At 67.7% G+C, this 25,226-nt stretch carries 20 protein-coding genes; 4 read left to right on the top strand and 16 right to left on the bottom strand.

Features of this window, described 5'->3' with window-relative positions; genetic code table 11:
* Positions 1 to 36 precede the first annotated feature (36 nt).
* Positions 37 to 1,893, bottom strand: a complete 1,857-nt coding sequence (locus ACFO3Q_RS01805) for a DUF885 domain-containing protein (protein ID WP_377002877.1) — start codon at positions 1,891 to 1,893, stop codon at positions 37 to 39.
* Between the two features lie 246 nt (positions 1,894 to 2,139).
* Between ACFO3Q_RS01805 and ACFO3Q_RS01800 the strand changes: the two genes are divergently transcribed.
* Positions 2,140 to 2,781, top strand: a complete 642-nt coding sequence (locus tag ACFO3Q_RS01800; RefSeq protein ID WP_377002876.1) for a hypothetical protein — start codon at positions 2,140 to 2,142, stop codon at positions 2,779 to 2,781.
* A 69-nt stretch (positions 2,782 to 2,850) separates the two neighbouring features.
* On the opposite strand, the gene ACFO3Q_RS01795 is transcribed toward ACFO3Q_RS01800, so the two are convergent.
* Positions 2,851 to 3,330 (bottom strand): VOC family protein, encoded by a 480-nt coding sequence (locus ACFO3Q_RS01795; RefSeq protein WP_377002875.1) that lies wholly within the window; start codon positions 3,328 to 3,330, stop codon positions 2,851 to 2,853.
* Positions 3,331 to 4,324: 994 nt separating this feature from the next.
* On the opposite strand from ACFO3Q_RS01795, the gene trmY reads away from it, so the two are divergent.
* The 3 genes from trmY to ACFO3Q_RS01780 all read left to right on the top strand — a co-directional run bounded on the left by trmY (position 4,325) and on the right by ACFO3Q_RS01780 (position 6,744).
* The gene (gene trmY, locus ACFO3Q_RS01790; RefSeq protein ID WP_377002874.1) at positions 4,325 to 4,918 is read left to right on the top strand and encodes a tRNA (pseudouridine(54)-N(1))-methyltransferase TrmY; all 594 of its coding nucleotides are present in this window, start codon (positions 4,325 to 4,327) and stop codon (positions 4,916 to 4,918) included.
* A 522-nt stretch (positions 4,919 to 5,440) separates the two neighbouring features.
* Complete coding sequence (locus tag ACFO3Q_RS01785) at positions 5,441 to 5,968, top strand: ankyrin repeat domain-containing protein (protein WP_377002873.1); 528 nt, start codon at positions 5,441 to 5,443, stop codon at positions 5,966 to 5,968.
* 317 nt (positions 5,969 to 6,285) lie between these two features.
* Entirely contained in the window at positions 6,286 to 6,744 is a 459-nt protein-coding gene (locus tag ACFO3Q_RS01780) for an Imm26 family immunity protein (RefSeq protein ID WP_377002872.1), read from the top strand.
* A 345-nt stretch (positions 6,745 to 7,089) separates the two neighbouring features.
* Here the strand turns inward: ACFO3Q_RS01780 and ACFO3Q_RS01775 are convergent, their stop codons facing one another.
* From ACFO3Q_RS01775 to ACFO3Q_RS01710, 14 genes are all read right to left on the bottom strand, one after another.
* Positions 7,090 to 8,055, bottom strand: coding sequence for a hypothetical protein (locus ACFO3Q_RS01775; protein ID WP_377002870.1), 966 nt, complete (start codon positions 8,053 to 8,055; stop codon positions 7,090 to 7,092).
* The gene (locus ACFO3Q_RS01770; RefSeq protein ID WP_377002868.1) at positions 8,042 to 8,749 is read right to left on the bottom strand and encodes a hypothetical protein; all 708 of its coding nucleotides are present in this window, start codon (positions 8,747 to 8,749) and stop codon (positions 8,042 to 8,044) included. The genes ACFO3Q_RS01775 and ACFO3Q_RS01770 overlap by 14 nt, the downstream gene beginning before the upstream one ends.
* Positions 8,750 to 8,794: 45 nt before the next feature.
* On the bottom strand, positions 8,795 to 10,789 hold the full coding sequence (locus ACFO3Q_RS01765; protein ID WP_377002867.1) for a DUF2075 domain-containing protein: 1,995 nt from the start codon (positions 10,787 to 10,789) through the stop codon (positions 8,795 to 8,797).
* Between the two features lie 319 nt (positions 10,790 to 11,108).
* Complete coding sequence (locus ACFO3Q_RS01760; protein ID WP_377002866.1) at positions 11,109 to 12,071, bottom strand: O-methyltransferase; 963 nt, start codon at positions 12,069 to 12,071, stop codon at positions 11,109 to 11,111.
* Positions 12,071 to 13,408 (bottom strand): ATP-binding protein, encoded by a 1,338-nt coding sequence (locus tag ACFO3Q_RS01755; RefSeq protein WP_377002864.1) that lies wholly within the window; start codon positions 13,406 to 13,408, stop codon positions 12,071 to 12,073. The genes ACFO3Q_RS01760 and ACFO3Q_RS01755 overlap by 1 nt, the downstream gene beginning before the upstream one ends.
* A gap of 2 nt (positions 13,409 to 13,410) precedes the next feature.
* Entirely contained in the window at positions 13,411 to 14,349 is a 939-nt protein-coding gene (locus ACFO3Q_RS01750) for a DNA-methyltransferase (RefSeq protein ID WP_377002863.1), read from the bottom strand.
* Between the two features lie 96 nt (positions 14,350 to 14,445).
* The gene (gene aceE, locus ACFO3Q_RS01745; RefSeq protein WP_377002862.1) at positions 14,446 to 17,127 is read right to left on the bottom strand and encodes a pyruvate dehydrogenase (acetyl-transferring), homodimeric type; all 2,682 of its coding nucleotides are present in this window, start codon (positions 17,125 to 17,127) and stop codon (positions 14,446 to 14,448) included.
* Positions 17,128 to 18,189: 1,062 nt separating this feature from the next.
* Entirely contained in the window at positions 18,190 to 18,552 is a 363-nt protein-coding gene (locus ACFO3Q_RS01740) for an endonuclease domain-containing protein (protein WP_377002861.1), read from the bottom strand.
* A 287-nt stretch (positions 18,553 to 18,839) separates the two neighbouring features.
* Positions 18,840 to 19,268 carry a hotdog family protein gene (locus ACFO3Q_RS01735; protein WP_377002860.1) on the bottom strand — a complete coding sequence of 143 codons (429 nt, stop codon included), beginning with the start codon at positions 19,266 to 19,268 and terminating at the stop codon, positions 18,840 to 18,842.
* The gene (locus ACFO3Q_RS01730) at positions 19,265 to 21,604 is read right to left on the bottom strand and encodes an MMPL family transporter (RefSeq protein ID WP_377002859.1); all 2,340 of its coding nucleotides are present in this window, start codon (positions 21,602 to 21,604) and stop codon (positions 19,265 to 19,267) included. The genes ACFO3Q_RS01735 and ACFO3Q_RS01730 overlap by 4 nt, the downstream gene beginning before the upstream one ends.
* Before the next feature lie 1,411 nt (positions 21,605 to 23,015).
* Positions 23,016 to 23,660: a LolA-related protein gene (locus ACFO3Q_RS01725; RefSeq protein ID WP_377002858.1), complete on the bottom strand. Its 645-nt coding sequence runs from the start codon at positions 23,658 to 23,660 to the stop codon at positions 23,016 to 23,018.
* A complete protein-coding gene (locus ACFO3Q_RS01720) occupies positions 23,590 to 24,570 on the bottom strand; it encodes an LpxL/LpxP family acyltransferase (protein ID WP_377002857.1) in 981 nt (326 codons plus the stop codon). Before ACFO3Q_RS01720 ends, ACFO3Q_RS01725 begins: the two co-directional genes overlap by 71 nt.
* On the bottom strand, positions 24,567 to 24,884 hold the full coding sequence (locus ACFO3Q_RS01715) for an ApeI family dehydratase (protein WP_377002856.1): 318 nt from the start codon (positions 24,882 to 24,884) through the stop codon (positions 24,567 to 24,569). Before ACFO3Q_RS01715 ends, ACFO3Q_RS01720 begins: the two co-directional genes overlap by 4 nt.
* 37 nt (positions 24,885 to 24,921) lie before the next feature.
* Positions 24,922 to 25,191, bottom strand: a complete 270-nt coding sequence (locus tag ACFO3Q_RS01710) for a phosphopantetheine-binding protein (RefSeq protein ID WP_377002855.1) — start codon at positions 25,189 to 25,191, stop codon at positions 24,922 to 24,924.
* Positions 25,192 to 25,226 lie beyond the last annotated feature (35 nt).

Raw genomic sequence — 25,226 nt, 5'->3', positions numbered from 1 at the left:
GGGAGGAGCGCGCCGCGAGTGCGGCGCGCCCTCGCTTCAGCCGCGCTTCTCGTTCGCGATCCACTGGTCGATGCGCCGCTCCAGCAGGGTCAGCGGCATGGCGCCGCCGCCGAGCACCGCGTCGTGGAAGCGGCGGATGTCGAAGCGGTCGCCCAGCTCCCGTTCCGCCCTGGCGCGCAGCTCCTGGATCCTGATCATGCCGATCTTGTAGGCCGTCGCCTGCCCGGGCCAGGTGATGTAGCGCTGCACCTCGGCCTGGATCGCCTCCAGCGGCACCGAGCTGTTCTCGGAGAAGTAGTCCACCGCCTGCTGCTGGGTCCAGCCCTTCGCGTGCAGGCCGGTATCGACCACCAGGCGGATCGCGCGCCACATCTCCGAAGTCAGGCGGCCGAACTCGGAGTAGGGGTCGGTGTAGGTGCCGGGCATCTCGCGCGCCAGCCACTCCGAGTAGAGCGCCCAGCCCTCGGCATAGGCGGTGAAGCCGGCCTGCTTGCGGAACTCCGGGACGCCCTCCAGCTCCTGGGCGATGGCGATCTGCATGTGGTGGCCGGGCAGGCCCTCGTGGTAGGCGATGACCTCCAGCTCCGTCTTCGGCATCGCGTCCATGTCGGACAGGTGGGCGTAGTAGATGCCGGGGCGGCTGCCGTCCGGGGTGCTCGGGTAGTAGTGCTGGGCGGCGCCGGCGACCTCGCGGAACGGCTCCACGCGCCGGACCACCAGGTCCGCCTTCGGCAGCAGGCCGAAGTAGTCGGGCAGCTGCTCCCTGATCGTGTCGATCGCCCTGGTCGCGTCGTCGATGTAGGCCTGCCGGCCCTCGTCGGTGTTGGGGTACTTGAACTGCGGATCCGTGCGGACGAAGTGGAAGAAGGCCTGCAGGTCGCCCTCGAAGCCGACGCGCTCCTTCAGCGCCTCCATCTCGCCGCGGATGCGCGCGACCTCGTCCAGGCCGATCCGGTGCACCTGGTCCGGCGTCAGGTCGGTGGTGGTCGAGGCGCGCAGCCGCTCGGCGTAGAAGGCCTCGCCGTCCGGATGCGTCGTGCCGACCCCGGACGGGTTCTCCGCCGCGTTCGGCAGGTCGGCGCGGAACCAGGCGATGACCTCGTCGTAGGCGGGCTTCACCGCCTCCACCAGCGCGGCGCGCGCCTGGTCCTTCAGTGCCTGCGCACGGGCGGCGTCGATCCTGCCGGCCTCGACCAGCGCGTCGGCCTTGGCCTGGGCGTCGGCCCACAGCGCACTGTCCTCGCCGTCGGTGAAGGGGGCGCCGGTGATCACCTTGCCCGCCTGCTCGAGCACGCCCTCGTGCGCGAAGCGCGGCGGACGGATGCCGGCCTCGGCCGAACGGCGCACCTGGTCCATCAGCTGCCCGAAGGCCCGCGGCACCTCGCGCAGGCGCGCGACGTAGGCGGTGTAGTCGGATTCCTCCTCGACCTTGTGGAAGCCGATCAGGAAGGTCGGCAGCTGCGACTGCATGCCGCCCATCTGCTCGAACGGGTACTGGTGATCGAGGAAGCGGTGCCCCGCCTCGGCCGTCCGCACCTGGTACTCGAACAGGTCCCACGACAGCTTGGCGTCGTCGCCGAGCGCGTCGTAGTCGAAGCTGGCCTGCATCTCCGCCAGCGCCGCACGCGACCAGGCCAGCTGCCGCTCGGCCGCCTCGCGCGAGAGATCGTCGAGCTCGGCGTTGCGGTCCTTGCGGCCGAGGAAGGTCATGCGGATCGGACTGAACTGCAGCTGCTCCTCGTACTTGCGCTCGAACCAGGCATTGATGCGCGCGTCCTCGGTGGTGGACTCGGCGGTGGCGGCCTGCGCGGCCGGCGCCTGCGCGGACACGGCCAGCGGCCAGGCGGCGGCCAGGGCAAGGGACAGGGCGGAGACGGCAAGGACGCGACGCATGGGCACTCCGGGTGGTTGCTGGGAGCGCGGCTCCCGGGAGCGCCGATGGTAGTCCGGAAGTCGCCGGGCGGCGGCGCGGCGCACGCGCGGCCGTCGCCCGGGCATGGGGCGGGGGTTTCTCGCCGGGACCACGCGGGCATCGGCAGAGTCGCCGGCGCGTCCGCCGTCGGGGCCGCCGTGCGCATGGTGGACGCAGCGCGGATGCGCGGTGCATCCGTCCGTCCACAGCCGAGGAAGGAGGCCGGCTTGCTCCAGACCCTGCTCGACCACGCGCCGCTGATCTCCGCCGCGATGGCCGGGGTGACGGCGCTGATCTGGATCGTCTACCTCAACGTCTTCCTGGCCAGCTACCGCCGCCAGCGCCGCCCGTCGATCCTGATCACCTCGGGCGCGGGGCGCGGGATGAACGCCCACTGCTTCGTCACCAACCTGGGCCTGGAGCCGGTCTACCTGCTCGACATCATCCTCGACATCACCTGTCCGGACGGCACCCGCGTCCGCGCGATCATCCCCGAGCGCAACGAGCGCTGGCGGGACGCCCAGCAGGTGGACGTGGACGACGCCCGCGGCGCCACCAACGTGGGGCCGCTGCGCAGCGGCGAGGAGAAGGACATCGGCCGCTTCCGCACCCTCATCGACCGCGCCTGCGCCGAGAACCCCGACATCCGCCCCGACATGGCGCTGGAATCCCTGGAGATCACCGTGGTGACCGTCACCACCAGCCGCGCCGAGCTGTGCGCCGCGGCCCGGTGCTACCGCGTCGAGCAGGGCGACGACGGCGCCCTCCGCCTCCGGCCCACGACGATCAAGGCCCGCCAGATGCAGGGCTTCTTCGCCCGCCGCCGCCTCGCGCGCGAGCTGGCGGAGCAGCTGGGGGCGGACGGTTGAGGGCGGGAGACGGGAACGCTCCGGCCTCCCCGGAGCCGTGGAGCCGGACGCGGGGAGGGCGTCGCGCCGTCAGCCCCGGCGCGCCGCCTCGATCGTGGCGATGTCGATCCTGCGCATGGTCATCATGGCCTCGAAGGCCCGCCGGGCCGCGGCGCGGTCCGGATCGGCCAGGGCCTCGGTGAGCGCGCGCGGGGTGATCTGCCAGGACAGGCCCCACTTGTCCTTGCACCAGCCGCAGGCGCTCTCCTGCCCGCCGTTGCCGACGATGGCATCCCACAGCCGGTCGGTCTCGGCCTGGTCGTCGGTCGCGACCTGGAACGAGAACGCCTCGGTATGCGGGAAGGCGGGGCCGGCGTTGAGGCCGAGGCAGGGGATGCCGAGCACGGTGAACTCCACCGTCAGCACGTCGCCCTCCTTGCCGGCCGGGTAGTCGCCGGGCGCGTGGTGCACCGCCGTCACCGCGCTGTCGGGAAAGGTCTCGGCGTAGAAGCGGGCCGCATCCAGCGCCGTGCCGTCGAACCACAGGCAGATGGTGTTCTTGGGGATCATCGTCGTCGTCCTTCGGGAGGAGAGGGGGAAGCGTGCGGCATCCGCGCGGATCGTGCAGCCGCATCGTCCGTGGACGACCGGCGACGTCGGGATTCGACGTTGTCCGGGGAGTGAGTGGGGAGGAGTGAGAAACGAGTACGAGTGGTCAAGCCCCACGCCCACGCGGCCGGCCCCTTCCCCCGCCTGCGGGGGAAGGCTGGGATGGGGGTGAGCGCGCAGCGTCGAGGAGTGAGTAGGGAGGAGTGAGAAACGAGGACGAGCAGCCGCGCGGTCTCCCTTCTCGCTCCTGATCTGCCCCTTCTCCCCAAAGCGCCCCCTCCCCAACCCTCCCCCGCTGTCCGCGGGGGAGGGGGCTGTGGCCGGGGAGTGAGTGGAGATGAGTGAGAAGCGAGTACGAGCGGTCGCGCCGGCTCCCCAGTCTTCACTGTCTCCCACCTCGCCGAACACAAGCCCCACGCCCACGCACCCCGCTCCTTCCCCCGCCTGCGGGGGAAGGCTGGGATGGGGGTGAGCGCGCAGCGTCGAGGAGGAGTAGGGATGAGTGAGAAACGAGGGCGAGCCGCCGCACGCTCCTCTCGTTTCTCACTCCTGATCTGTCACTCCTCGCCAAAGCGCCCCTCCCCAACCCTCCCCCGCTGTCCGCGGGGGAGGGGGCTGTGGCCGGGGAGTGAGTGGAGATGAGTGAGAAGCGAGTACGAGCGGTCGCGCCGGCTCCCCAGTCCTCACTGTCTCCCGCCTCGCCGAACACAAGCCCCACGCGCCCCGCTCCTTCCCCCGCATGCGGGGGAAGGTTGGGATGGGGGTGAGCGCGGAACGCGCTGCTCGAGGAGTGATGTGGAGAGGAGTGAGAAACGAGGACGAGCTGGTCGCAGGCCCTCGTTTCTCACTCCCGATCTGTCACTCCTCGCCCAATCCCGCGCCCATCGCAGCCCCCATGCGGGACAATCGCCCCGCGGCAGGCCGGTGCCGCGGCGGACAGGGGATCCACGACGACATGCGAACCTTCGTACTGAGAGCACGCGCGGCGCCGACCGACAGCCAGAAGCTGCTGGCGTCGGTGGGCAAGGAGGCGCACACGGAGATCCTGGCGCACACGCTGATGAACGCCATCTTCGTGGCCCAGTCGCACCGGCCCGACGTGACGGTCTACCTGGTGCTGGAAAGCACCCAGGACTTCTCCCGCGCCCTCCGCTTCGAGGCCGGCGCCATGCGCGACATCGGCGGCTTTGACGAGGCGGCCCTGCTGGGCAAGGTCGCCAGGGCGCTGGACGTGTCGCGTGGCATGGGCAAGGAAGAGACGCGGCCGGTCGAGTCCGGCGTCACCGTGCAGACCCGGAGCTTCGAGCGCCTGGTGCAGGCGCTGGCCGAGGACCACCAGCTCTACGTCATGGACCGCAAGGGCGCGCCGATCCGCGAGCAGGCATTCGGGGGCAACCCCTGCTTCCTGCTCACCGACCACATCCCCATGCCGAAGAAGACCTTCCACGGTCTCGAACGCCTCGGCGCGAAGAAGATCTCGCTCGGCCCGACCATGCTGTTCGCGTCGCAGTGCGTGGTGGTGATCCACCACGAGCTGGATGGGCGGTGAGTTTCCCCACGGCGCAGCAGGGGCGCAGTCGTATGCGCGGAGGCGGCAAGCGGTATGCATGCAGGCGCGCGCCGCGGGGGGCGCGCGATGCGGATCTGTTCAGTTTGCGGGGGGGCTGGCGGATGAGGCTGAAAGGGTGCTTTGGTTGGAGATGCTGTCGGATTAACGGCAGGGCCTGGGGCGGCGCCTCTGACCATCCGGATGAGCAATGGTGGCAACTAGCCTTGTGGGATTTGTTTCGTTGGGTCAGGGGCACGCGGTTGATGGGTTGCGAAGGGTAGTCCCGCGCCCGCTGCGATTTGATCACACTGATCGGCGTGGCAAGCGACCGTGTCTATCGCTTCTGCGTTAAGGCAGGGGCACGTCTTCGTCTCGGGGCAGCCCGTTGCGCGATGCGGATGGTTGTGGCGGTTGCGGAAGGTCCTGTTGAAGCGTTCGATGCAGCCGTTCTGCATCGGCCCACCGCTTCGATCAACAGATGTAGGCCTGTGCAGAGTTGGAATTCGGACAAGGAGATAAGGAGTGAAGAGGGTGTTTGGTGTTCGCTGCGCGGCTGCCTGGTGTCTGGCAGTGCTTGTTGTTCTGCCACTGCCTGCCGTCGGCGATGAAAATGCCCTTGACCCGGGGTTGATGGATGCAATCGCCGACCGTGATTGTGCTGCGGTGGAGGCCCGCCTTGTCGATGGTGCGTCGGCAACGGGAACCTTCGAGGACTACATGCGCCTGCAGCACTTGCCGGTGTTGTTCATGGCCGTTTCGAGTGGCGATGCTTGCATCATCAGATCGCTGATCCGTCATGGCGCAGAGGTGGATGTGGCATTTCCGGACGATTACCTGCCTGTCATGCCGCTGATCTCGCCGCTGACACTGGCGATCCGTGCAGGAAACCCCGAGATCGTCGAGGTGTTGCTTGAGGCTGGGGCGCATCCGGGACTGGTCGATCGGGAGGGGAACGACCTGATCCCCCATTACATCGAGGATCTGAGGCGTTGGCACGAACCCGATACGGTTGCGCGTATCGGCGGCTTGCTGGAAAAGGCCTCGCGATAAATGCGGCTCGTTTGATTCGCTGCTGACGTGGTGTGCACGCGGATCAACCGCTACGAGCGGGGGCAACGAGTGCGACCTGCGTGCCGCGAAGAAGCTGGCAGATGCGCCTGGGATGCCGTTGGCGGCGCTCTATGCTGACTCCGAAGAGATCGGCGGCCATCATTACTTCGCCAAGCTCCCGCTCACGGAGCAGCGAAGGGTGTTGAAGGAGCTGAAGGCGCGGATCAAAAAGCAGGGCTGAGCCCTGCGGGTCGGAGCAGCGCCGCATTGACACGCTGCGACATGCGATCGCAGCTCCGCTCGAGGAGCAACGCGTCATGAGAGTGAAATCTCTCCCGTACAAGGAAGGCTCGCTGTTCCTGCTGCCTCTCCGCGATGGCCGACAGGCTTTGGGCGTTGTCGCGCGGATGGATGGGAAGGGGACGATCCTCGCCTACTTCTTTGTGTGTGACGGTGAAGACGTGCAAGAAGGCCGCGCCACATTGTCCGCCGAGCGCGCAGACCTCATCGCGCAGGTTGGCGACCTGGGGCTATTGAACGGGTCGTGGTACGTGGTCGGCATCATCGATGGCTGGTCCAGGGCCGCTTGGCCGCTCCCCGAGTTCCATCGCATTGTCGATGGCAACGTCATCGTTTCCCGGTACGACGATCAACTGCGTTTTGTCGCGGAACGACCGGGGCTGCAGTACGAGACGAAGGAGCTGCCCAGAGATGTGCTCATGGGTTATGGCGCGGCGGAAATCTGGCTCACCGCGCTCCGTAACAACGAGTGCTAGCCACACCGCCTCGGCGGGATGAGATGACGCTACAACCACGTCGCGCGAGCGCCCATAGCGATGTGCAGTCGTCCGTCTCGGCTCAGGCGCGGTTAGGTGTGAGGTTTCAGGAGGTTGTTCCCCTCTGACTGGGGAGGAAGTTGATGTCGCCAGACGTCATTTCCATTCCAGCGAGGGGAACAACATGCACAAGAATGCGCGCCTGACGCCGAAGGGTCGAGAGGTTTTAGTCCAGCGTGTGGCTGCAGGCCAGCGGGGGCGCGGCGGAACGAGGCGTCGATGCGGACTTTGGAGAAGAGGACGCCGGAGTTGCGGCGGTAGGAAGGCGCGGCAGGTGGGCCAGCGTCAGGAGGTCGAGCGCGACGCAACGGCCGCGGCCATCAGTTCGTCCCGGTGCTCCCGGAAGAACGAGATCAAGCGAGCCGCTGCGGCAAAGCCTGCGGTCACTGCACCACGGCCTGCGTCCCACCCCGCGGCGATGGAGTAAGCAGGCACTTCGATTCTCAGCGACGTGCTTCGGCCTGTCTGGTGCAGCGTCATGTCAGCCGGAAGTTTCGAGCGGAGCGCCGTGTGCATCCGGTGCGCGCTGGTGCTGCCGAAGGCGAGGTCGACGAAGCCTCGGTCGCCCTTGTAGTGAATCTCGACCTTCTGCGGCATCGTCGGGAAGTCCCGGGGCCTGAACGTGATCCACGTCTGGTTCTTCGTGTACGTCTTCTTTCCCATCTCGAGGATCGGATACTCGCGCGAGGCAAGCGCGTATGCGGCATCCCAGAAGGCGTTTGTCGCATCATCGATCTGTCGTTCCCAGTGGGTCTTATGCTTGCAGGCTGCCTCGCGGAGGAAACGGGCCCGGTACTGCGCTCTCAGCGACGTGCCCGCTGCGGCGAAATGCTCTGCAAGATCCTCATAGCTCAGGCGGGTCGTAAACTCGTCGATCGCCCCGGCGGGGCAGCTTTTGATGTACGCAGCCGGCGCGCAGAGGACATAGTCCACGGCCTCTAGGTCGCCGCCCGCCAGCAGCGCCTCGGCGCGACTGACGTATCGCTTCGCCTGCTCGGGTTGCAGCGGTGCGTTGATCTTGTCCTCAATGAAGAGCGCAACGCGCTCCCCGCTGCCGCGTTCGTAGTAGACGATGAGGTCCGACTCACCTTCGCTCGTGGCTTTGGACACATCCACGTCGACCACCCGCGCGCCGACCTCGTGCGACAGCCGGGACCTCGAGAGGAACCAGGCGGCGAACTGCTCGTTGACCATGAACTCCTCGGCGAGGAGCAGGTCGATGTCGCGCTCGAACTTCCTACCGATCGGCATGTGCTTCCGAGTCCTCTACATGTGGTGATGTGCCGGCGGCCGTAGCTGCCTCAGTGAGCAGGTAGACCATCAGGTCGAGCCTGACGCGCAGCGCAACCGCCAGGTAGCCCAAGGCGAACATCATCAGGACAAACATCGCCAGGATTCCACCCACGAGTGTGATATCGCCCAACGCCTGCCAGTCGCCGAAGCGCCAGTCCTTGAACTGCAGGTATAGCGCGATGAGGATTGGCAGTACGCCGAGTCGCTCAACGCCGCCGGTCAGCAGCCCGGTCCGCTGGTGGAGGCTGTCCTGGCGCACGCGCAAGTAGCGCAGGCTGCGGGCGATTTCATCGGCGGGGAACGCCCGAAGCCATGCGACGAGCCTCTCGAACTCAGCCCGGTCTGCGTCGAGGCCGCGTGCGAAATCTTCCCGAGGGCGCCTCAGCTTAGGAATTTCCTGGCGCAGAACCACCGTTCCAAAGCCGAGCACGCCAGCGAACTCAACAGCTATCCCTAACAAAGCCACGGTGAGGCCGAGAGTTCCTGAGAGCAGCTGAGCGCCTATAAGCGCGATGGCTACTCCAACCGCAGCGGTGAGCAAGAAGTGCGCCTCCCAACGCTTACTTGCCGCACGCGGGCTTGCTGCGCCGCCTTGGCGTGCAGCCAGCGCAGCCAGCTTGGCGTCCAGGTCCACGAACCTGAGTCTCTTCATGCTCGGCTCCGCAAGGTGAGCACGAATCCTAGGAGTGACGCCGCGCTAAAGCAGCGGTACGCCAGTTCTCGCGAGCAGGCGGTAAGCAGGGTCGTAGAACCCTGCAGCCCGCGTCGGATCCTCTGCATCCCCCTCCGGCACCACAACCACCATCCCTTGCCGGGCCCGCGTCAGCAGGACGCGGTAGGCGTTGAGCAGGTAGCGGCGGCGCTCCTCCTTGAGGACGCGCTGCCACTTGTCGCCGACAAAGCCGTAGTACTCCCAGCCGTCGCGGCCGACGCGCAGGTCGCCGTCCCAGACGACGCAGGTCCAGTCGAGCTCCAGGCCTTGCACCTGAAACTCGGTGGCGACGTCTTCGAGGTAGTAGGACGAGCGGACGTCCTCCTTGCCGTGCAGGAACCAGTGGATCGGGTCGATGGTGGCGCGCACGTCGATGGCGTGGGGCTTGAGGCGCTGGGCCTGCGACGAGACGACAATCCCATAGCGCTCGCTGCCGCGCGCCTGCTCGCGGAGCCAGCGCTTGGCAGCATTCAAGTCGCGGGTGAGGCGGATCGGGAAGTTGGGCAGGACATCGCGCAGCGCCTCGGCGGCTTCCGCGTGCTCCAGCGCCAGCAGGCGGTTGACGAACTCGGACACGCGCTCCGATCGAAACGAACGGACGGATGTCGCCAGGTGCAGGCTGACTTCCTGCGTGACCTGTGCACGCTGAGTCAGCGCGTCGAGCTGCGCGACAGCGCGGTGCTCGATGCTCGCGAGTTGGGGCGACAGGTACACATGCCAGTGCGGGAATCTGGTATGCACTGCATCCAGCCACGCGCTGATGCCGGCCTCGCCGGTGTTGATCTCCTGCCCGCTGCCGACCAGGCAGACGATGACGGCCCAATCGTCATGCCGGTCCATGCAGGAGATGAGGAACTCGGGTTCCGACGCGGCGAACTCGGGCTGCCCGCGCTTCTTGCGCATGAAGTCCGCGGTCTTGGCGTGGTCCCAAGCGCGCTGGGCTTCGTCGAACAACGCCACGTGCTCAACCGGCGGCTTGTCGTCGACCAACCCGTCGTCGCGGAAGTGGTGGATGGCCTGGATGAACTGCTTGACGGCACTGCGCGCCTCGCCGATCCGCTCGCGCTCCCCGCGTTCGGCAGCGCGCCTCACCTTGTCGCGCGCCAGCGCCTCGACCAGTACGCGCACGAGCGGCCCATTGCCGGACAGGAAGACGCTGTAGAGCGCATCGTCCTTGCTGGTGTGGCGGTTGGCGATGTCGAGCCCGACCAGCGTCTTGCCGGCTCCCGGGACACCAGTGACGAAGCAGATGACCTTGCGGCCCTGCTGGCGGGCGTCCTCGATGATGGCGCTGACCCGGTTCGCGGTCAGCGCAAGGTTCTGCGCGCCGGCGTCGCTGCGCGAGATGTCTTCGACAGCGTGGCCGGCATAAAGCGCGGCAGCCGCCTCGACGATGGTCGGCGTCGGCAGGTACCGGCCGGCTTGCCACGCCCGCCAGTCAATCAGCGGCCCATCGAAGAACGCCGCGCCTTGGCGCAGGGCATCCGCCAGCGTTGCCGCACTTGCCTTGATGGGGTGCAGGAGCCTGTCGTGATGCGAGATGAGCGGCTGTGCGTCCATGACGGCGGAAGCGGCCGTCGCGATGAGCACAGGCACGACCGGCAGGATGTGCGACTGTTCGTGGAAGTTCTTGAGGTCGAGCGCATAGTCCCAGACCTGATCGAGCGCGCCGGCGGTGTAGGTGCGCTCGCCCACCTTGAACTCCAGCACGTACAGCACGTGCCCGAGGATCAGGATGACATCGATGCGCTTGCCGAGGCGCGGGATCGCGTACTCAAAGTAGATCGCTCCGGGCCCAGACGTCTCGGCGAGAACGCCCTTGAGCAGGTCGATCTGCTCGCGCCACGCGCGAGTCTGTGTCTCGTCGACGGCGAAGTCGGAGGCGCTGGTGAGGTGCCCGAGGACGGAGTGACGGTCGGCCGCGAGGAAGTCGTCAAGCGACGCGCCGTAGGCCCAGCGCTGCCAGCGGTGTGATCCCACGGTTGATGCGTCCCCTGTTGCCTCTCAAGCTCCCCAGGGTAAGCGAGCCAGACGCGCCTTCACGACCGCTTTCAGAGGCTGCCGAGCTGAGCGCCGCGCGCAACTGTCCTGGCTCCGTTGATGCTGCGAAAGAAGTGTCTCTGACCCCGTTTTTCCCAGCTGCGGTGAGCGACGGTGACTGCCGAAGAACCGCCAGCAAGTAATAAACCTGGCCCGCCGCTTCCGGTTTCCGCCCCGGGAGAGGTGTCTCTGACCCTGTTCTTCCCGTGGAATCAGCCGGAGTTAGGAGGTGAACCTGCCACCACTAGCTGCGCTGCTCTTAGACTGCCGTCTCGACATAGCGTGGCAAATAACGGATCAGCTCTGCGTACGCCGCAAACTCCTTGTCCTTGAAACCCATCTTCTTCAGTAGGTTCTTCTCCCGCGACCTCGACCTGCTACTAGTTGCTACTAAATCGAACAGAGCCCTCTCTTTCTCTGTTAGATAAAAAGAGCGGATCGTATAGAGGGTCGACCACTCGGCCGGCAGAAACGGAAGCGCCTGAGCCATCTTCTGGCGATACGAGTGCCACGTCCCGTCGGCTAACAGCGCACCACCTACAGTGACCATTGGCATCGAGTCAGAATACTCGACCTGAAGCAGTGGTCGAAAGCGACCATCTGTCCGCATAGCGAACGCGTTCTTGAATGAGGCGCTCAGGATTTTGTGTACTGCGTCGGGGAAGTTCGATCGTTCAACATCTTCGAGCGTAACGTTGCCAGATACGTCACCCATCGTGTCTTGGAGCGTTGCTAAACGGTCCGCGTCTGACAGTTGATCCATCACGCGAGGCGGACCTCCAGATACAGTCATGAAGCAGTAGTCCCCAACTTTGAGCCTGCTCCCGATCGCATTTATATCAGCGACGATATCCGGACCTATCCCGCCGTCGTAATCGAGCCAAAGAATCTCAGGCTCACGAGACGAATCTGACGCCAGAAAGTCAGCGACTGTCATATTTCTTACGTCTATGAAGCTATAAGGCGCGTTGTAGCGAGCGCGCTCATACATGTCTTCGTCATACTCAAGACTCACCATGTTTCTCAGGCCGAGATACTTGTGAATCAGCAGGAAATCGTAGAACCGATTTGCGCCCATGCCTACGTACCGGTAGTTGCGCAGCGAAAGGCCGACGTCGCCGCCAATCCGAAGCATATCGACTAGCAGTCCACGCTCGGACTGTTTCGCTGGGCGCAGATCGTAGGCAATGAATTTTGCGGTTGAGCGACCCGGGCGAGGCATTAGCCACTCTCCACTTCGTTCCGCAGGAAGTAGTGGAAGGTGTGTCGCCCCACGTCGGATCCGGACATGCCTGGCCGCTTGAGATGCTTCGCGATCTTCCGAATGTCCTCTACTAGCGCGTCGTACTGAATGCGCACCGAGGGCTGCGACACCTTTTCTGGCGCCTTGAAACTCTTCTTTTGCTTTCCCGCCGCTACCGAAAGCGGAGTGACCTTTGAAGGGCCCATTGCCTCCTGTAGATCTCTGCTTGGTATTTCCGTCCCTTCATCAGTGTAGCGGCCATCCAAGAACGAGATGACTACTCGCCCCAATACAGCCATCTGCCTTTTTGTTGCCTGCCAGACGGAACTGTCTTCGTTGATCGCTGACTTCGTGGTGGTCCAAGGGAGTCGCTCGGGGTCGTCGGATACGAAGAACACAGTCCCGAGGAACGGTCGGTGTTTGGGTTGAAATATTGGTAGACCGTTGCCGCCCCAGCCTGTTAGGGGTGACTTGTCTGCCGACACTACTGCGCGTCCATTGCAGAAAACAAACCATCCGGCTGACTTGTCTCGAAACGCGCCTGCCTGTGGTACGCCTATCCCTGCCGTAATTGCGCAAGAGACGCCGTCGAAATCGAAGCTTTCAGAGGCATGGTTGCCGCTAAGCTCAAGATTAATGCCCTCTATGCTTGTCTTCCCAACGTTGATGCGGACAAATTTTGCGAGATAGTATGCATATGTCTTCGCAATGCTCTCCCGCAACTGGGACTCGAAAACTCCGTCCTCGAGCCTCCTCGTAACCTCGTCGTACAACTCCGTCACAACAATGCTGGTACCGGTTTTCTCAGGCGGGACTGGCTTTCTCGGCGTGATGTTGAAGGTCCACCGCTCCTCGGAGGTCTTTGCCCATTTCGCAACATCCAACTTCAGCTCGAAGCCGCCTTCAACGTGATCAGATCGCATCACGATCTTATTGCCAAGCTTGAACAGGGCTCGTTTGAGGCCGATTCCGTACACGGAAAGGCGATCGGTGCCGCTCGACGGCTCATTTCCTCGGCCGAACTTAAACACGTGCTCTTTTGCAGTCTTCGCGCAAATTCCGCCCGCGGTATCGGTAATCTCAACTTTGTCTGGGGACAAAGAAATATTGATATCGACTTGAGGGGTTATCGTTGAGTCGCCAAAAAGTTCAAGATATTGGTCCGCGGACCGCAGGCGTGAGGAATGCGGCTCGACGGTTGCATTGATCGAATTGTCGATTAGATCGAGAAATGCCGCGATCAGCGGAATGTCCCGCGTCAGTAGCGATATGAAAAGCCTTTTCTCGGGACTGGCATCTGCTTGAATCGTCGGCACGACTATGCTCCTTGCTTCGCAATCTCGACTGATTGATTCTGCCAAAAATGCTCTGGTCTTCTAGCCACGGCGCTGTTCTGTCGGGGCGGCTCGACCTCGACATCTGGACGAAATCGCGCTCGTCCCGCAACGGTGTCCGACAATCGCGCACGAGCGATGGCTGCATAGTCGGGCAAAAGCTCAGCGCCGAGAAATCTACGCCCCTCCAGAAGCGCGGCGACTCCTGCCGAGCCAGAGCCGGAGAACGGATCTAGGACGACGTCATCAGCGCAACTGAGGGCTGCGACGAGCCTTCGGGCGAGCGCCACTGGAAACTGGCACGGATGATCCGTCTTTTCAACGTGATTTGATTTGACGTTCGGAATGTCCCAGACATCAGAAGGGTTCTTTCCAAGCGGATTACCGCTGTATTCGCCTTGGCGTGGACCTCGAGAAGCACGCTTCCCCGGGTACTTCTGCGGCACGCGTACTGCGTCTAAGTTAAATGTGTACTCGGAGCCCTTCGAGAACCAAAGTATGGTTTCGTGTCGACCGCTGAATCGGCGGTCACAGTGTTGCCCGTGACCGAAGTGCCACATGATACGGTTTCGCAGCACCAGTTCCGGCGCAAATTTTTGAGCGACGTCGTACACGAGGAAGTCTAGTGGGGTAACTCGATTCCGCTGGACGTGATATCCCACTTGCCAGCATGCGCTCCCGCCTGGCTTCAGCACCCGAGCAACTTCTGCAAGCAGTAACTCGTGCGCTTCCGCGAAATCCTCGATCCGATTAGAGGGCTCGTACTCTTTCCCCATGCAGTATGGCGGCGAGGTGATGACGAGCGAAATTGAGCTATCGGGAATGGCGGACAGAAGCTTTGAACAATCGCCAACAAACAGGGCTGCATGACCTCCCGGCTGGCTGACTCGATTCCATGCTGCGTGAGGCGTCTTGTAGAGCATTTGATGTGCTTGCACTGGGCTTCTTGAAGTATAGATCCGCAGCGGCAGCCACCAAGCGGAGGCTGGAAAGAAAGCCCCCGGCCCCGGGGGCTCTTCCTATACCCCAACCGGATTCACCTTCTCCGGATCGATCCGGTACTCCTTGATCGCCCGCGCCACGTCCTTGCCGTTCATCTTGCCCTCGGCCGCGAGTGCGGCGATGGCGGCATGGGCGATGTAGTAGCGGTCGACCTCGAAGAACCGGCGCAGGTTGGCGCGGGTGTCCGAGCGGCCGAAGCCGTCGGTGCCGAGCACGGTGTACTTCATCGGCACGAAGGCGCGGATCTGGTCGGCGTAGGCGCGCACGTAGTCGGTGGCGGCAATGGCCGGGCCCTGGCGGCCTTCCAGCAGTTGGGTGACGTAGGCCTTCTTCGGCTCGGCCTCGGGATGGAAGCGGTTCCAGCGCTCCACGTCGAAGCCGTCGCGGCGCAGCTCGGTGAAGCTCGGGCAGCTCCAGATGTCGGCGGTCACGCCGAAGTCCTTGTCCAGCAGCTCGGCCGCGGCGATGGCCTCGCGCAGGATGGTGCCGGAGCCGAGCAGCTGCACGCGCAGTTCGTTCTTCTTCGGCTTGCCGGCGTCCTTGAACAGGTACATGCCCTTGATGACGCCCTCGGCCGCGCCCTCGGGCAGGGCCGGGTGGGCGTAGTTCTCGTTCATCAGGGTGAGGTACCAGTACTCGTCCTGCTGTTCCTCCAGCATGCGCTGCATGCCGTGCTGGAGCAGCACGGCCACCTCGCCCGCGAAGGTGGGGTCGTAGGCGCGGCAGTTGGGGATGGCGCCGGCCAGCAGGTGGCTGTGGCCGTCCTCGTGCTGCAGGCCCTCGCCGTTGAGCGTGGTGCGGCCGGCGGTGGCGCCGAGCAGGAAGCCGCGGGCGCGCATGTCGGCCGCCTGCCAGGCGGAGTCGCCGATGCGCTGGAAGCCGAACATCGAGTAGTAGATGTAGAACGGCAGCATCTGCAGGTTGTTGGTGCTGTAGCTGGTGGCCGAGGCCATCCAGCTGGCGAACGCACCTGCCTCGGTGATGCCTTCCTCCAGCACCTGGCCGGCCGCGTCCTCGCGGTAGAACATCAGCTGGTCGCGGTCCACCGGCTTGTACTTCTGGCCGGCGGTGGCGTAGATGCCGAGCTGGCGGAACATGCCCTCCATGCCGAAGGTGCGCGCCTCGTCGGCCACGATGGGCACCACGCGCGGGCCCACCTGCTTGTCGCGCAGGATGATGTTGAGCGCCTGCACGAAGGCCATGGTGGTGGAGATCTCGCGCTCGCCGGAATCCTTCAGCAGGCGGTCGAACACCTCCAGCTTCGGCGCCTTGAGGCTCTCGTCCGACTTGCGGCGGCGCTGCGGCAGGTAGCCGCCGAGCTGGGCGCGGCGCTCCTTGAGGTACTGCACCTCGTCGGACTTCTCGCCCGGGTGGTAGAAGGGCACCTCGGAAAGCTTGTCCACGTCCACCGGGATGTTGAAGCGGTCGCGGAAGGCGCGCACGGCCTCCTCGTCGAGCTTCTTGGTCTGGTGGGTCGGGTTGAGCGCCTCGCCGGCCTTGCCCATGCCGTAGCCCTTCACCGTCTTGGCGAGGATGACCGTCGGCTGGCCCTTGTGGTGGCTGGCGGCGTGGTAGGCGGCGTAGACCTTGTGCGGGTCGTGGCCGCCGCGGTTGAGGCGCCAGATGTCGTCGTCGGACAGGTTGGCGACGAGCTGCGCGGTCTCCGGGTACTTCCCGAAGAAGTGCTCGCGCGTGTAGGCGCCGCCGAAGGCCTTGCAGTTCTGGTACTCGCCGTCGACGGTCTCCATCATCAGCTTGCGCAGCTGGCCGCTGGTGTCGCGCGCCAGGAGCGGATCCCAGTAGCTGCCCCAGATCACCTTCAGCACGTTCCAGCCGGCGCCGCGGAACTGGCCTTCCAGCTCCTGGATGATCTTGCCGTTGCCGCGCACCGGGCCGTCCAGGCGCTGCAGGTTGCAGTTGATGACGAAGACCAGGTTGTCCAGGCCCTCGCGGCCGGCGGCCGAGATGGCGCCCAGGCTCTCGGGCTCGTCGGTCTCGCCGTCGCCCAGGAAGCACCACACCTTGCGGTCGGTCCGGGGCATGAGGCCGCGCGCCTCGAGGTACTTCCAGTTGCGCGCCTGGTAGATGGCCGAGATCGGACCCAGGCCCATGGAGACGGTGGGCGTCTGCCAGTAGTCCGGCATCAGCCAGGGGTGTGGGTAGGAGCTGATGCCCTTGCCGTCGACTTCCATGCGGAAGTGGTCGAGCTGCTCCTCGGTGATGCGGCCTTCCAGGAAGGAGCGCGCGTAGATGCCGGGGCTGGAATGGCCCTGGATGTAGAGCAGGTCGCCGGGGTGCTCGTCGGACGGCGCGCGCCAGAAGTGGTTGAAGCCCACGTCATAGAGCGTGGCCGCCGAGGCGAAGGAGGCGATGTGGCCGCCCAGGTCGCCCGGCTTGCGGTTGGCGCGCACGACCATGGCGAGCGCGTTCCAGCGGATGATCGAGCGGATGCGCCACTCCAGCGCCGCGTCGCCGGGGCTCTTGGCCTCCTGTGTGACGGGGATGGTGTTGACGTACTCGGTGGTCGGCTGGAACGGGAGGAAGGCGCCGGCCCGGCGCGTCACCTCGACCATGCCCTCCAGCAACTGGTGCGCGCGCTCCGCGCCCTCGCGCTGGATGACGGCCGACAGCGATTCGATCCATTCCTGGGTCTCGGTCGGATCGGGATCGTTGGCGAGGATGTCGTTGAGCCAGTTCATTCGTGTCCTCCGGTCCCGCGACCCCTGTCGCGGACCTGTTCTAGAAGCGGGGGAGTCGGCCGGACGGCCGGACACCCGAGTTTATCCCAGCGCCCCCTGCGGACGCTGCCGTACGGCGGCGTCCGGATGGGGATCTGTGTTGCGGTGGTGGCTTCTCCGCTCGGTCGGCGGCGTCTCGCGCTCCCCTGCCCAGCGGCCGGCCTCCCGCGCAGCGCTCGACTCCCTCCCCTGCGAAGCGGGGGAGGGGGCGCTGGTTGCGAGGAGTGAGGCATCAGGAGTGAAAAGGGTGCACTGCTGCGCCTCGCTTCCGACTTCACTTCTCCCAATCGTTCCGCCGCCACATGCCCCCTCCCCCGCGGAGCGGGGGAGGGCTGGGGAGGGGGCGCTTTTGCTCTGCTGCGGTCTACAGCGCTGCGGGTCCGCGCTGCGCGCTCACCCCCATCCCAGCCTTCCCCCGCAGGCGGGGGAAGGGGCTGGCTTGCATGGGCGTGTGGTGCGGCATCTGCCGTGGAGCCCTTCCTGTCCACCGCGCCGTCGCCTCCATAGTGCGACGCACCTCCCGCGCGGCGTTCGGACTCCCTCTCTTGCGAAGCGGGGGAGGGGCGCTGGTTGCGAGGAGTGAGGCATCAGGAGTGAAAAGGGTGTACTGCTGCGCCTCGCTTCCGACTTCACTTCTCCCAATCGTTCCGCCGCCACATGCCCCTCCCCCGCGGAGAGGGGGAGGGCTGGGGAGGGGGCGCTTTTGCTCTGCTGCGGTCTCCAGCGCCGTGGAGGCCCGCGCTGCGCGCGCTCACCCCCATCCCAACCTTCCCCCGCAGGCGGGGGAAGGGGCGGGCTTGCGTGGGCGAGCGGGTCGCACTCCGCCCGACCACCGAGGACGGGCGGTACGAGGTCTACTGGAGTACCTGCCGGGTCGCCAGGATCGACCTGACGACCGGCCAGGTGGACGCGGGGCGAGCCCTCGCATGACCTGTCCACCATCTCGCCGAACAGGTGTCCACCTTGTGTCCGGGCTGTACAAGCGGGGGAGGGCTGGGGAGGGCGCGCTTTTGCCTTGTGCTTCTACGGCCCCGGCACGCCGGGTCGTTCCGCCTGCAGCGCTCGGAGGATCTCCTCCGCCACGGCCTCGGTCCTGAGCAGGACGTCGTGGTTCCAGAAGCGCAGGACGCGGAAGCCCGCCTGGCGCAGGTATCGGTCGCGAACCGCGTCTGCCGCCGACGCGGCGTGCTGTCCGCCGTCCACCTCGACGACGAGCCGTCGTTCGATGCAGGCGAAGTCCACGATGTAGTCGCCGATCGGGTGCTGGCGCCGGAAGTGGTGGCCGTCGAGCTGGCGGCGGCGCAGGCGGCACCAGAGGTGGCGTTCGGCGTCGGTCATGCCGCTGCGGAGGGCGCGGGCGAACGGGAGCAGGTGGGGCCTTCGCATGGACGCCTCCTTGCGTCGCGGGTGCTGGTCCCTTCGGAATCTATCGTGGGTGCGCGCTGAGCGCGCTCACCCCCATCCGAGCCTTCCCTCACAGGCGGGGGAAGGAGCCGGCTCCGCAGGCGCGCGGCGCCGGCATCCGCTGCGGCGTGCTCCACGCGCAGTGCAACCCGCTCCCTCCCCTGCGCAGCGGGGGAGGGCTGGGGTGGGGGCGCTTCTGCTCTGCTGCTGCCTCCAGCGCCGTCCGAGCCCGTGCCGCGCGCGAAGCCCGGCGATCGCGGTGCGGCGGCTTACGCCCGCAGCATCACCGCCACCCGCCCTTCGGCGAGCAGGTGGTCGCGGTGGCGGACTTCGAAGGCGTAGGTCCAGCCGGTGTCGCCGCCCATCAGGCGCTCGGCGTCGATGGTGAGGGTGCCGGGGGCGTCCACGAAGGGAACGTGCAGCCGGACGCTGCGCAGGGCGACGAGGAAGCCGGGGCGCGGTGCGCCGCCGTGGGCGCGGGCCAGGAGGCCGCCGTGGACGGCCGTCGCCTGGGCGCCGAACTCGCACAGGTTGACGCTGCGCAGGCGGCCGTCGCGGTCGCGCAGCGGCATGTCGGGACGGCGGTGGGCGTCGCTGCGGCAGACGATGCGGGTGTCGTCCCAGTGCTTCACGCTGTCGAGCAGGCACATCGCGCCCTGGTGCGGGACGAGGGTCTCGAGTTCGGAGCGGACGATCATGGCGCCTCCCTGCGCGATGGTGGGGCGATGCGCACCGTCAGCACCGCGAGGGCGAAGTTTGCCAGCACTGCGAGGCCGACGGTGGTGCCGATGGCCCGCAGCACGGGAATGCTGGACAGCCCGAGCAGGGCGAACACCAGCAGGGTGGAGGCGCCGCACACCAGCACGGCGTGGAAGGTGCGCAGCTGTTCCCGGCGGTCGCCGCGGGCGTGCTCGAAGAACAGCGCGTAGTCCAGGCCCAGCCCGGCGCCGAGGATCAGCGCGATGAGGTGGAACAGGTTGAAGGTCACCCCCAGGCCGTGCAGCACGGCCACCACGACCAGCATGGCGACGGCGACCGGCACCAGCACGGCCGCGACCCGGCGCGCGTCGCGCAGGCCGATCCATACCGCGGCGGCGAGCAGCAGGGCCGCGACGCCCAGTGCCGCCAGCACGCGCTCGCGGTAGGCGGCGACGAGGGATTCGGTCGCGTCCTTGAGGTCGAGCAGCTCCACGTCGTCGCCCGCCGCGGCGGCGAAGGCCATGAGCGGCGCGGGGTCGTCCACGCCGCTCAGCGTGACCAGCCCGACCGTGTCCTGCTCGCGTTCGAGCAGCAGGCCCTCGATGCTGAGCGCGAGCGGCGTGTCGGCCACGGCCTCCGGCGTCAGCGGCGCGGCCGCGCGCGCGGTGGCGACGTCGGCGAGGAAGGGTGCGAACACGCCCGCGCGGAACGGCAGGTCGGCGGTGGCCTCGGCGAGGGCGGCCTCCAGCGTGGGTGCGTCCGGCAGCGCCGCCTGGCGGGCACGCTGCACGGCCACCGGCGGCAGGTAGCGGGCGGCGGTGTCGTAGCCGGCGATGTCGCCCGCGGCCACCAGGGCGTCCAGCCCCCCGGCCAGCTCGGTCTCGCGCGCCAGCACGGCTTCGGCGTCGGCGCCGTGCACCACCATCATCCAGCGCACGTCGGGCGCGCCCAGGTCCTGGCGCAGCGCGGCGTCGCGCAGCAGCAGGTCCTCGGGCACGGGGGTGAGCGCGGCCAGGTCGTTCTCCCACCACGGCCGCGGCGACAGCAGGATGACCGCCAGCGCGAGCGCGCCCACCAGCGGCGCCAGCCACCGCGGGCGGGGCAGGGCGAGCAGGGCGCTCCACGCCCGGTCCAGCCGCCGCGACTCGGCCGGGTCGTGGCGCGGCGTGTCCAGCAGGGCGGGCAGCAGGAAGCGGGTGGTCGCCGCCGCCGTCAGCAGGCCGCAGATGGTGAACAGGCCGAGCTGCTTCAGCCCTTCCACGCCGGAGATGAAGAACGCCAGGTAGGCCAGGCAGGTGGAGACCACGCCGGTCAGCAGGGTCGGCCACAGGGCGCGCACGCTCGTCCACGGCGACACGTCCGTGCGGCGGTGGCTGAGCAGGTGCACCGGGTAGTCCTGGGCGACGCCGATCAGGGTGAAGCCGAAGGCCAGGGTGATGCCGTGCACGCTGCCGAAGGCGAGGCTCACCGCGGCCAGGCCCACCAGGGCCGCGCTCGCCAGCGGCAGCACCGCCACCAGGGGCACGCGCCAACTGCGGTAGGCGAACAGCAGCAACAGCACCATGCCCACGGTGGCCGCGGCGCCGAGGGTGCTCGCCTCGCCCGAGGTCTTGTCGCGCATCAGCACGGAGAACGCGCCCGGCCCGCTGATCGTGAGGTGCATGCCGGGCTCGCTGCGGACCGCCTCGAAGGTCGCCTGCAACTGCGCCAGCACCGCCTGCTGGGCGTCCGGATCGAAGCCCGCGGCGGCCGTCTCGACCAGCAGGAGGGCTGCGCGGCCGTCGCGGTCGAACCAGACGCCGTGGCGCAGCTCGGGCTGCACCGGCGGCTGCCAGCTCTCGGCGAGCGTGAGCATCTCCAGCGTCGGGTCGCGCGGGACCAGCGGCTCGACCATCGGCGCCGCCGGCGAGGCCAGGTCCTCCAGCCGCTCGCCGAGCGCCTCGCGCAGGCGCGCGGCGTCCAGCGGGGCGTCGTCGAAGCTCGGCGTGAGCAGGTAGCGGTAGGGCAGCAGCTCGGGCGGGATGGCCTCGGCGTCGAATTCGCCGTTGGCGACCAGCTCGAAGGCCGGGTCGCCTTCGAGCGCCGCGCGCAGCGCCTGGGCGTCCTCGGCCAGCACCTCCGGCTCCGCGCCCTCGATCGCCAGCAGCAGCAGGCGCGAGCCCGGCCCCTCGCCGAGCTCCTCGATCACCAGCGCCTGCGCCGGCGTCTGCGGACTCGGCATGAACAGGCGCAGGTCGCCGCTGAGCTCCAGGCGCGACGCCACCAGGCCACCGAGCAGGGCCAGCGCGAACAGCCACGCGGCCGCGATGGCGAGGCGGCGGGATGGTGTGGTCATGGGCGGGTGCGCTCCGGCCGGTGGGCGGCGAAGGGCATGCGCTCACGTCGCGCGCTGCCCGGGGAGCGAGGGGAGGGGAGCGCGAAGCGGGTGTGGGCCAGCGCGCAGAACGCTCGCTTCTCACTTCCGGTTTCCCGCACCTCGCCCCAGAGCGCCCCCACCCCAACTCTCCCCCGCTGCGCAGGGGAGGGGGCGGTCGAGAAGTGAGTGGGGAGACGTGAGGAACGAGGGCTGGAGCGGTGGCGTACCTCGTTTCTCGCTCCTGATGCCTCACGCCTCGTCGTCGAGAAGTGCTCCTCCCCCCGCTGCGCGGGGGAGGGGGTGGTCGAGGAGCGGGTGGGGAGAAGTGAGGCGCGAGGGCTGGAGCGGTGGCTTGCCTCGTTTCTCGCTCCTGATGCCTCACGCCTCGTCGAGAACTGCCCCTTCCCCCGCTTGCGGGGGAAGGTTGGGATGGGGGTGAGCGCGCGCAGCGCGCTGCGTGAGGGGGGGGAGGGGGGCGCGAAGCGGGTGTGGGCCAGCGCGCCGAGCTCTCGTTTCTCACTTCCGGCTTCCCGCACCTCGCCCCAGAGCGCCCCCACCCCAGCCCTCCCCCGCTGCGCAGGGGAGGGGGCTGCCGGTGCTGCGTAGGGCGGGTGACGGGGCGCGGTGGGCGAGAAAGCGCCGAGGGGTCGAGCGGAGAGCACGGTCTCCTCGCCATGCGCGTCCCGTCCCTTCTCTCGCTGCGCAAGGGAGGGGGCGGTCGAGGAGCGCGTGGGGAGACGTGAGGAGCGGGGACTGGAGCGGTGGCGTGCCTCGATTCTCACTCCTGATGCCTCACGCCTCGTCGAGAACCGCCCCTTCCCCCGCTTGCGGGGGAAGGTTGGGATGGGGGTGAGCGCGCGCACCGTGCTGTATGAGCGAGGGGAGGGCAGTGCGAAGCGGGCGTGGGCCAGCGCACCGAACGCTCGTTCCTCGCTTCTGGTTGCTCGCACCTCGCCCCAGAGCGCCCCCACCCCAGCCCTCCCCCGCTGCGCAGGGGAGGGGGCGGTCGAGAAGTGAGTGGGGAGAGGTGAGGCGCGAGGACTGGAGCGGTGGCTTGCCTCGTTCCTCACTCCTGATACCTCACGCCTCGTCGAGAACTGCCCCTTCCCCCGCTTGCGGGGGAAGGTTGGGATGGGGGTGAGCGCGCGCAGCGCGCTGCGTGAGCGATGGGAGGGCAGCGCGAAGCGGGCGTGGGCCAGCGCGCCGAGCTCTCGTTTCTCACTTCCGGTTTCTCGCACCTCGACCCAAAGCGCCCCCACCCCAACCCTCCCCCGCTGCGCAGGGGAGGGGGCGGTCGAGGAGCGCGTGGGACGAAGCGGGAAGGGAGGGCGGGGCGGTTGTCCTTGCCTGCGTCCCTCGCGCCTCATTTCCCGCTCCTCGGCGCCCGCGCTCATTCCCCGCCGCACAGGGCGCGGAGGGCGTCCATGTCGTCGATGTCGGCGGCGCGCTCGGCGGCGCGGCCGAGCAGGGTGAGGCTGCCGCCGCTCTCGGTCTGCTCGATGTGCATGCAGGCGACGTCGCCCTTCGGGCCCTGCAGGACGATCTGGCGCACGTGCTGGGCGAGGCGCGGGTCGCGGGGGGCGAGGGAGAGGCTCCAGCGGCCGTCGTCGGCGGTTTCCAGCGCGGTGCGGTAGTGCTCGGTCAGCAGCGTGCTGTCGCCGCCCAGCATGCCGCGGAAGCTCGCCAGCAGGCCGCGCAGCTCGGGGGCGCGGTCGAGCGAGAAACGGCGCACGCGCCGGCCCTCGCGCTCCATCTCGACGCGGCCGTCGCGGATGACGGTGCGCTCGCGCTGCGGGGTCCGCACGTCGCGGACGAGGGTGTCGGCATCGGGCTGTTCCAGGCGCCCGGTGCTGCGCACGGGGGCGTCGAGCAGGGCGGATTCGCGGACCTCGACGAAGTCCACCGCGCTCGGTGGCGGGCGGGCGAGGTCGGCCAGCAGCGCGTCGAGCGCCGCGGCGTCGGCGTCAGGCGCGGCGCGCGTCCAGGGCGCGGGCGCGAGCAGCGCGAGCAGCAGGATCGGGAGCAGCGGACGCATCCGTAACATCGCCATCGTTCTGCCAGAAGTCGAAGAAATTGAACCAGTTGTACGGCGCCAGGCGCACATGGTGCTCCAGTCGCCGTGCGTACCGGGTCAGGATGCCCTCGAGCGCGCTGGCGCGCTCGCGGCGCGGGATCTCCAGCGAGTCCGCGAAGTGCTCGAAGTGCAGGTCGTAGCGGTTGCCGCCGCGGTACAGGCCGAAGCACAGCACCACCGGGATCTTCAGCGCCGCGGCGATCAGCGCCGGCGCGGTCGGGAACGCGGCCGGGCTGCCGAGGAAGGGCACCGGCAGCGAGGATTCGCCGCGCCGCGCACGGTCGGCGAGCAGGCCGATCAGGGCGCCCGAGGCGGCCGCCTCGCCGATGGCGAGCACGATGGCGGTGCCGGGCATGCGCGCGTCGATGACGGTCTCGGCGATGCCCGGGTTCAGCGCATCCAGCAGGCAGGTCATGGCCGGGCTCTGGCCCTTGTCGAACACCACGCGCACGCGCACGTCGGGGTTGGTCTGCGAGAGCACCCGCAGGGCCTCGAAGCTGCCGTGGTGCGCGCCGAACAGCAGCACGCCGCGGCCGGGCGCCATCGCCGCCTCCAGCTGGTCCAGGCCGTGGGTGCGGATGTCGAGCGCGCGGTCGCGCCCGGCCAGCAGGAACACCCGGTCGAGGATGGTCGAGGCGAAGCAGTGGATGTGCCGCGCCACGTCCATCAGGGTGGCGCGGCGGCCGAACACGCGCGAGAGGTAGGCGCGCGAGGCGCGGCGCTCGGGGCCGCGCACGACCAGGAAGTACAGGGTGATGGGATAGAGCAGCAGCCGCGCCACCGGCCGTCCGCCGTACAGGCCGATGGAGCGGATCAGCCACAGCGCGAAGCGGCCGCCGCCCTCGGGTCGTTCGGTCCAGTGCGTGGTCATGTCGCGTCCTTCGTCGTCAGGTCGCCGTGCGCGATCACGGTCTCGCCGTGGACGATGCGGAAGCGGATGCGGTCGTGGCGTCGTTCGAGCTCGATGCAGGCGTCCTCCTCCGGCGGCAGGGTGGCCAGGAACTTCACCTGCGGGAAGTCCAGCGCCGCCGGCACGATGCCGAAGGCCTGCTCGGCGGCGGCGATCACCCGCGCGAGCAGCAGCACGCCGGGCACCACCGGCTCCCCGGGAAAATGGCCGGGCAGGGCGGGGTGCGTCGCCGGGATGCGGAGCGCGGCGCGATGGGTGTCGGGAGTGGCGTCCACGATGCGGGCGTGCAGCCGGGACCCCGGCCGCGGCGGATCAGGCGGTGCGGTGCTGCTCGACGTGCGCGGAGAGCGCACGCAGGCTGGCGAAGATGCGGCGGTTCTCCTCGCTGTCGGACCGCAGCTGGAAGCCGTAGCGCTTGGAGATCGCCAGCGCCAGTTCGAGCGCATCGATGGAGTCCAGGCCCAGGCCGTCGCCGAACAGCGGCGCATCGGGGTCGATGTCGGTCGCGGCCACGTCCTCGAGATTGAGCGCTTCGATGAGGAGTTCGGCGAGTTCGGTTTCGGCGGGCGTCTGCTGGCTCATGGGTGTCCGTCGCGGGGTCCCGGCCGACGCAGCAC

Source organism: Coralloluteibacterium thermophilum (genome assembly GCF_042654365.1).
Lineage (GTDB): Bacteria > Pseudomonadota > Gammaproteobacteria > Xanthomonadales > Xanthomonadaceae > Coralloluteibacterium > Coralloluteibacterium thermophilum.
The sequence above is the reverse complement of the archived record's forward strand: the minus strand, read 5'-3'. Positions and strand labels throughout refer to the sequence as shown.

Coding starts and splice junctions, on each gene's coding strand:
- ACFO3Q_RS01720 (WP_377002857.1), bottom strand. CDS start 24,570: ATGACCACGCACTGGACCGAACGACCCGAGGGCGGCGGCCGCTTCGCG.
- ACFO3Q_RS01795 (WP_377002875.1), bottom strand. CDS start 3,330: ATGATCCCCAAGAACACCATCTGCCTGTGGTTCGACGGCACGGCGCTG.
- aceE (WP_377002862.1), bottom strand. CDS start 17,127: ATGAACTGGCTCAACGACATCCTCGCCAACGATCCCGATCCGACCGAG.
- ACFO3Q_RS01735 (WP_377002860.1), bottom strand. CDS start 19,268: ATGATCGTCCGCTCCGAACTCGAGACCCTCGTCCCGCACCAGGGCGCG.
- ACFO3Q_RS01750 (WP_377002863.1), bottom strand. CDS start 14,349: ATGCTCTACAAGACGCCTCACGCAGCATGGAATCGAGTCAGCCAGCCG.
- ACFO3Q_RS01725 (WP_377002858.1), bottom strand. CDS start 23,660: ATGCGTCCGCTGCTCCCGATCCTGCTGCTCGCGCTGCTCGCGCCCGCG.
- ACFO3Q_RS01710 (WP_377002855.1), bottom strand. CDS start 25,191: ATGAGCCAGCAGACGCCCGCCGAAACCGAACTCGCCGAACTCCTCATC.
- ACFO3Q_RS01775 (WP_377002870.1), bottom strand. CDS start 8,055: ATGCCGATCGGTAGGAAGTTCGAGCGCGACATCGACCTGCTCCTCGCC.
- ACFO3Q_RS01770 (WP_377002868.1), bottom strand. CDS start 8,749: ATGAAGAGACTCAGGTTCGTGGACCTGGACGCCAAGCTGGCTGCGCTG.
- ACFO3Q_RS01760 (WP_377002866.1), bottom strand. CDS start 12,071: ATGCCTCGCCCGGGTCGCTCAACCGCAAAATTCATTGCCTACGATCTG.
- ACFO3Q_RS01805 (WP_377002877.1), bottom strand. CDS start 1,893: ATGCGTCGCGTCCTTGCCGTCTCCGCCCTGTCCCTTGCCCTGGCCGCC.
- ACFO3Q_RS01740 (WP_377002861.1), bottom strand. CDS start 18,552: ATGCGAAGGCCCCACCTGCTCCCGTTCGCCCGCGCCCTCCGCAGCGGC.
- ACFO3Q_RS01730 (WP_377002859.1), bottom strand. CDS start 21,604: ATGACCACACCATCCCGCCGCCTCGCCATCGCGGCCGCGTGGCTGTTC.
- ACFO3Q_RS01780 (WP_377002872.1), top strand. CDS start 6,286: ATGAGAGTGAAATCTCTCCCGTACAAGGAAGGCTCGCTGTTCCTGCTG.
- trmY (WP_377002874.1), top strand. CDS start 4,325: ATGCGAACCTTCGTACTGAGAGCACGCGCGGCGCCGACCGACAGCCAG.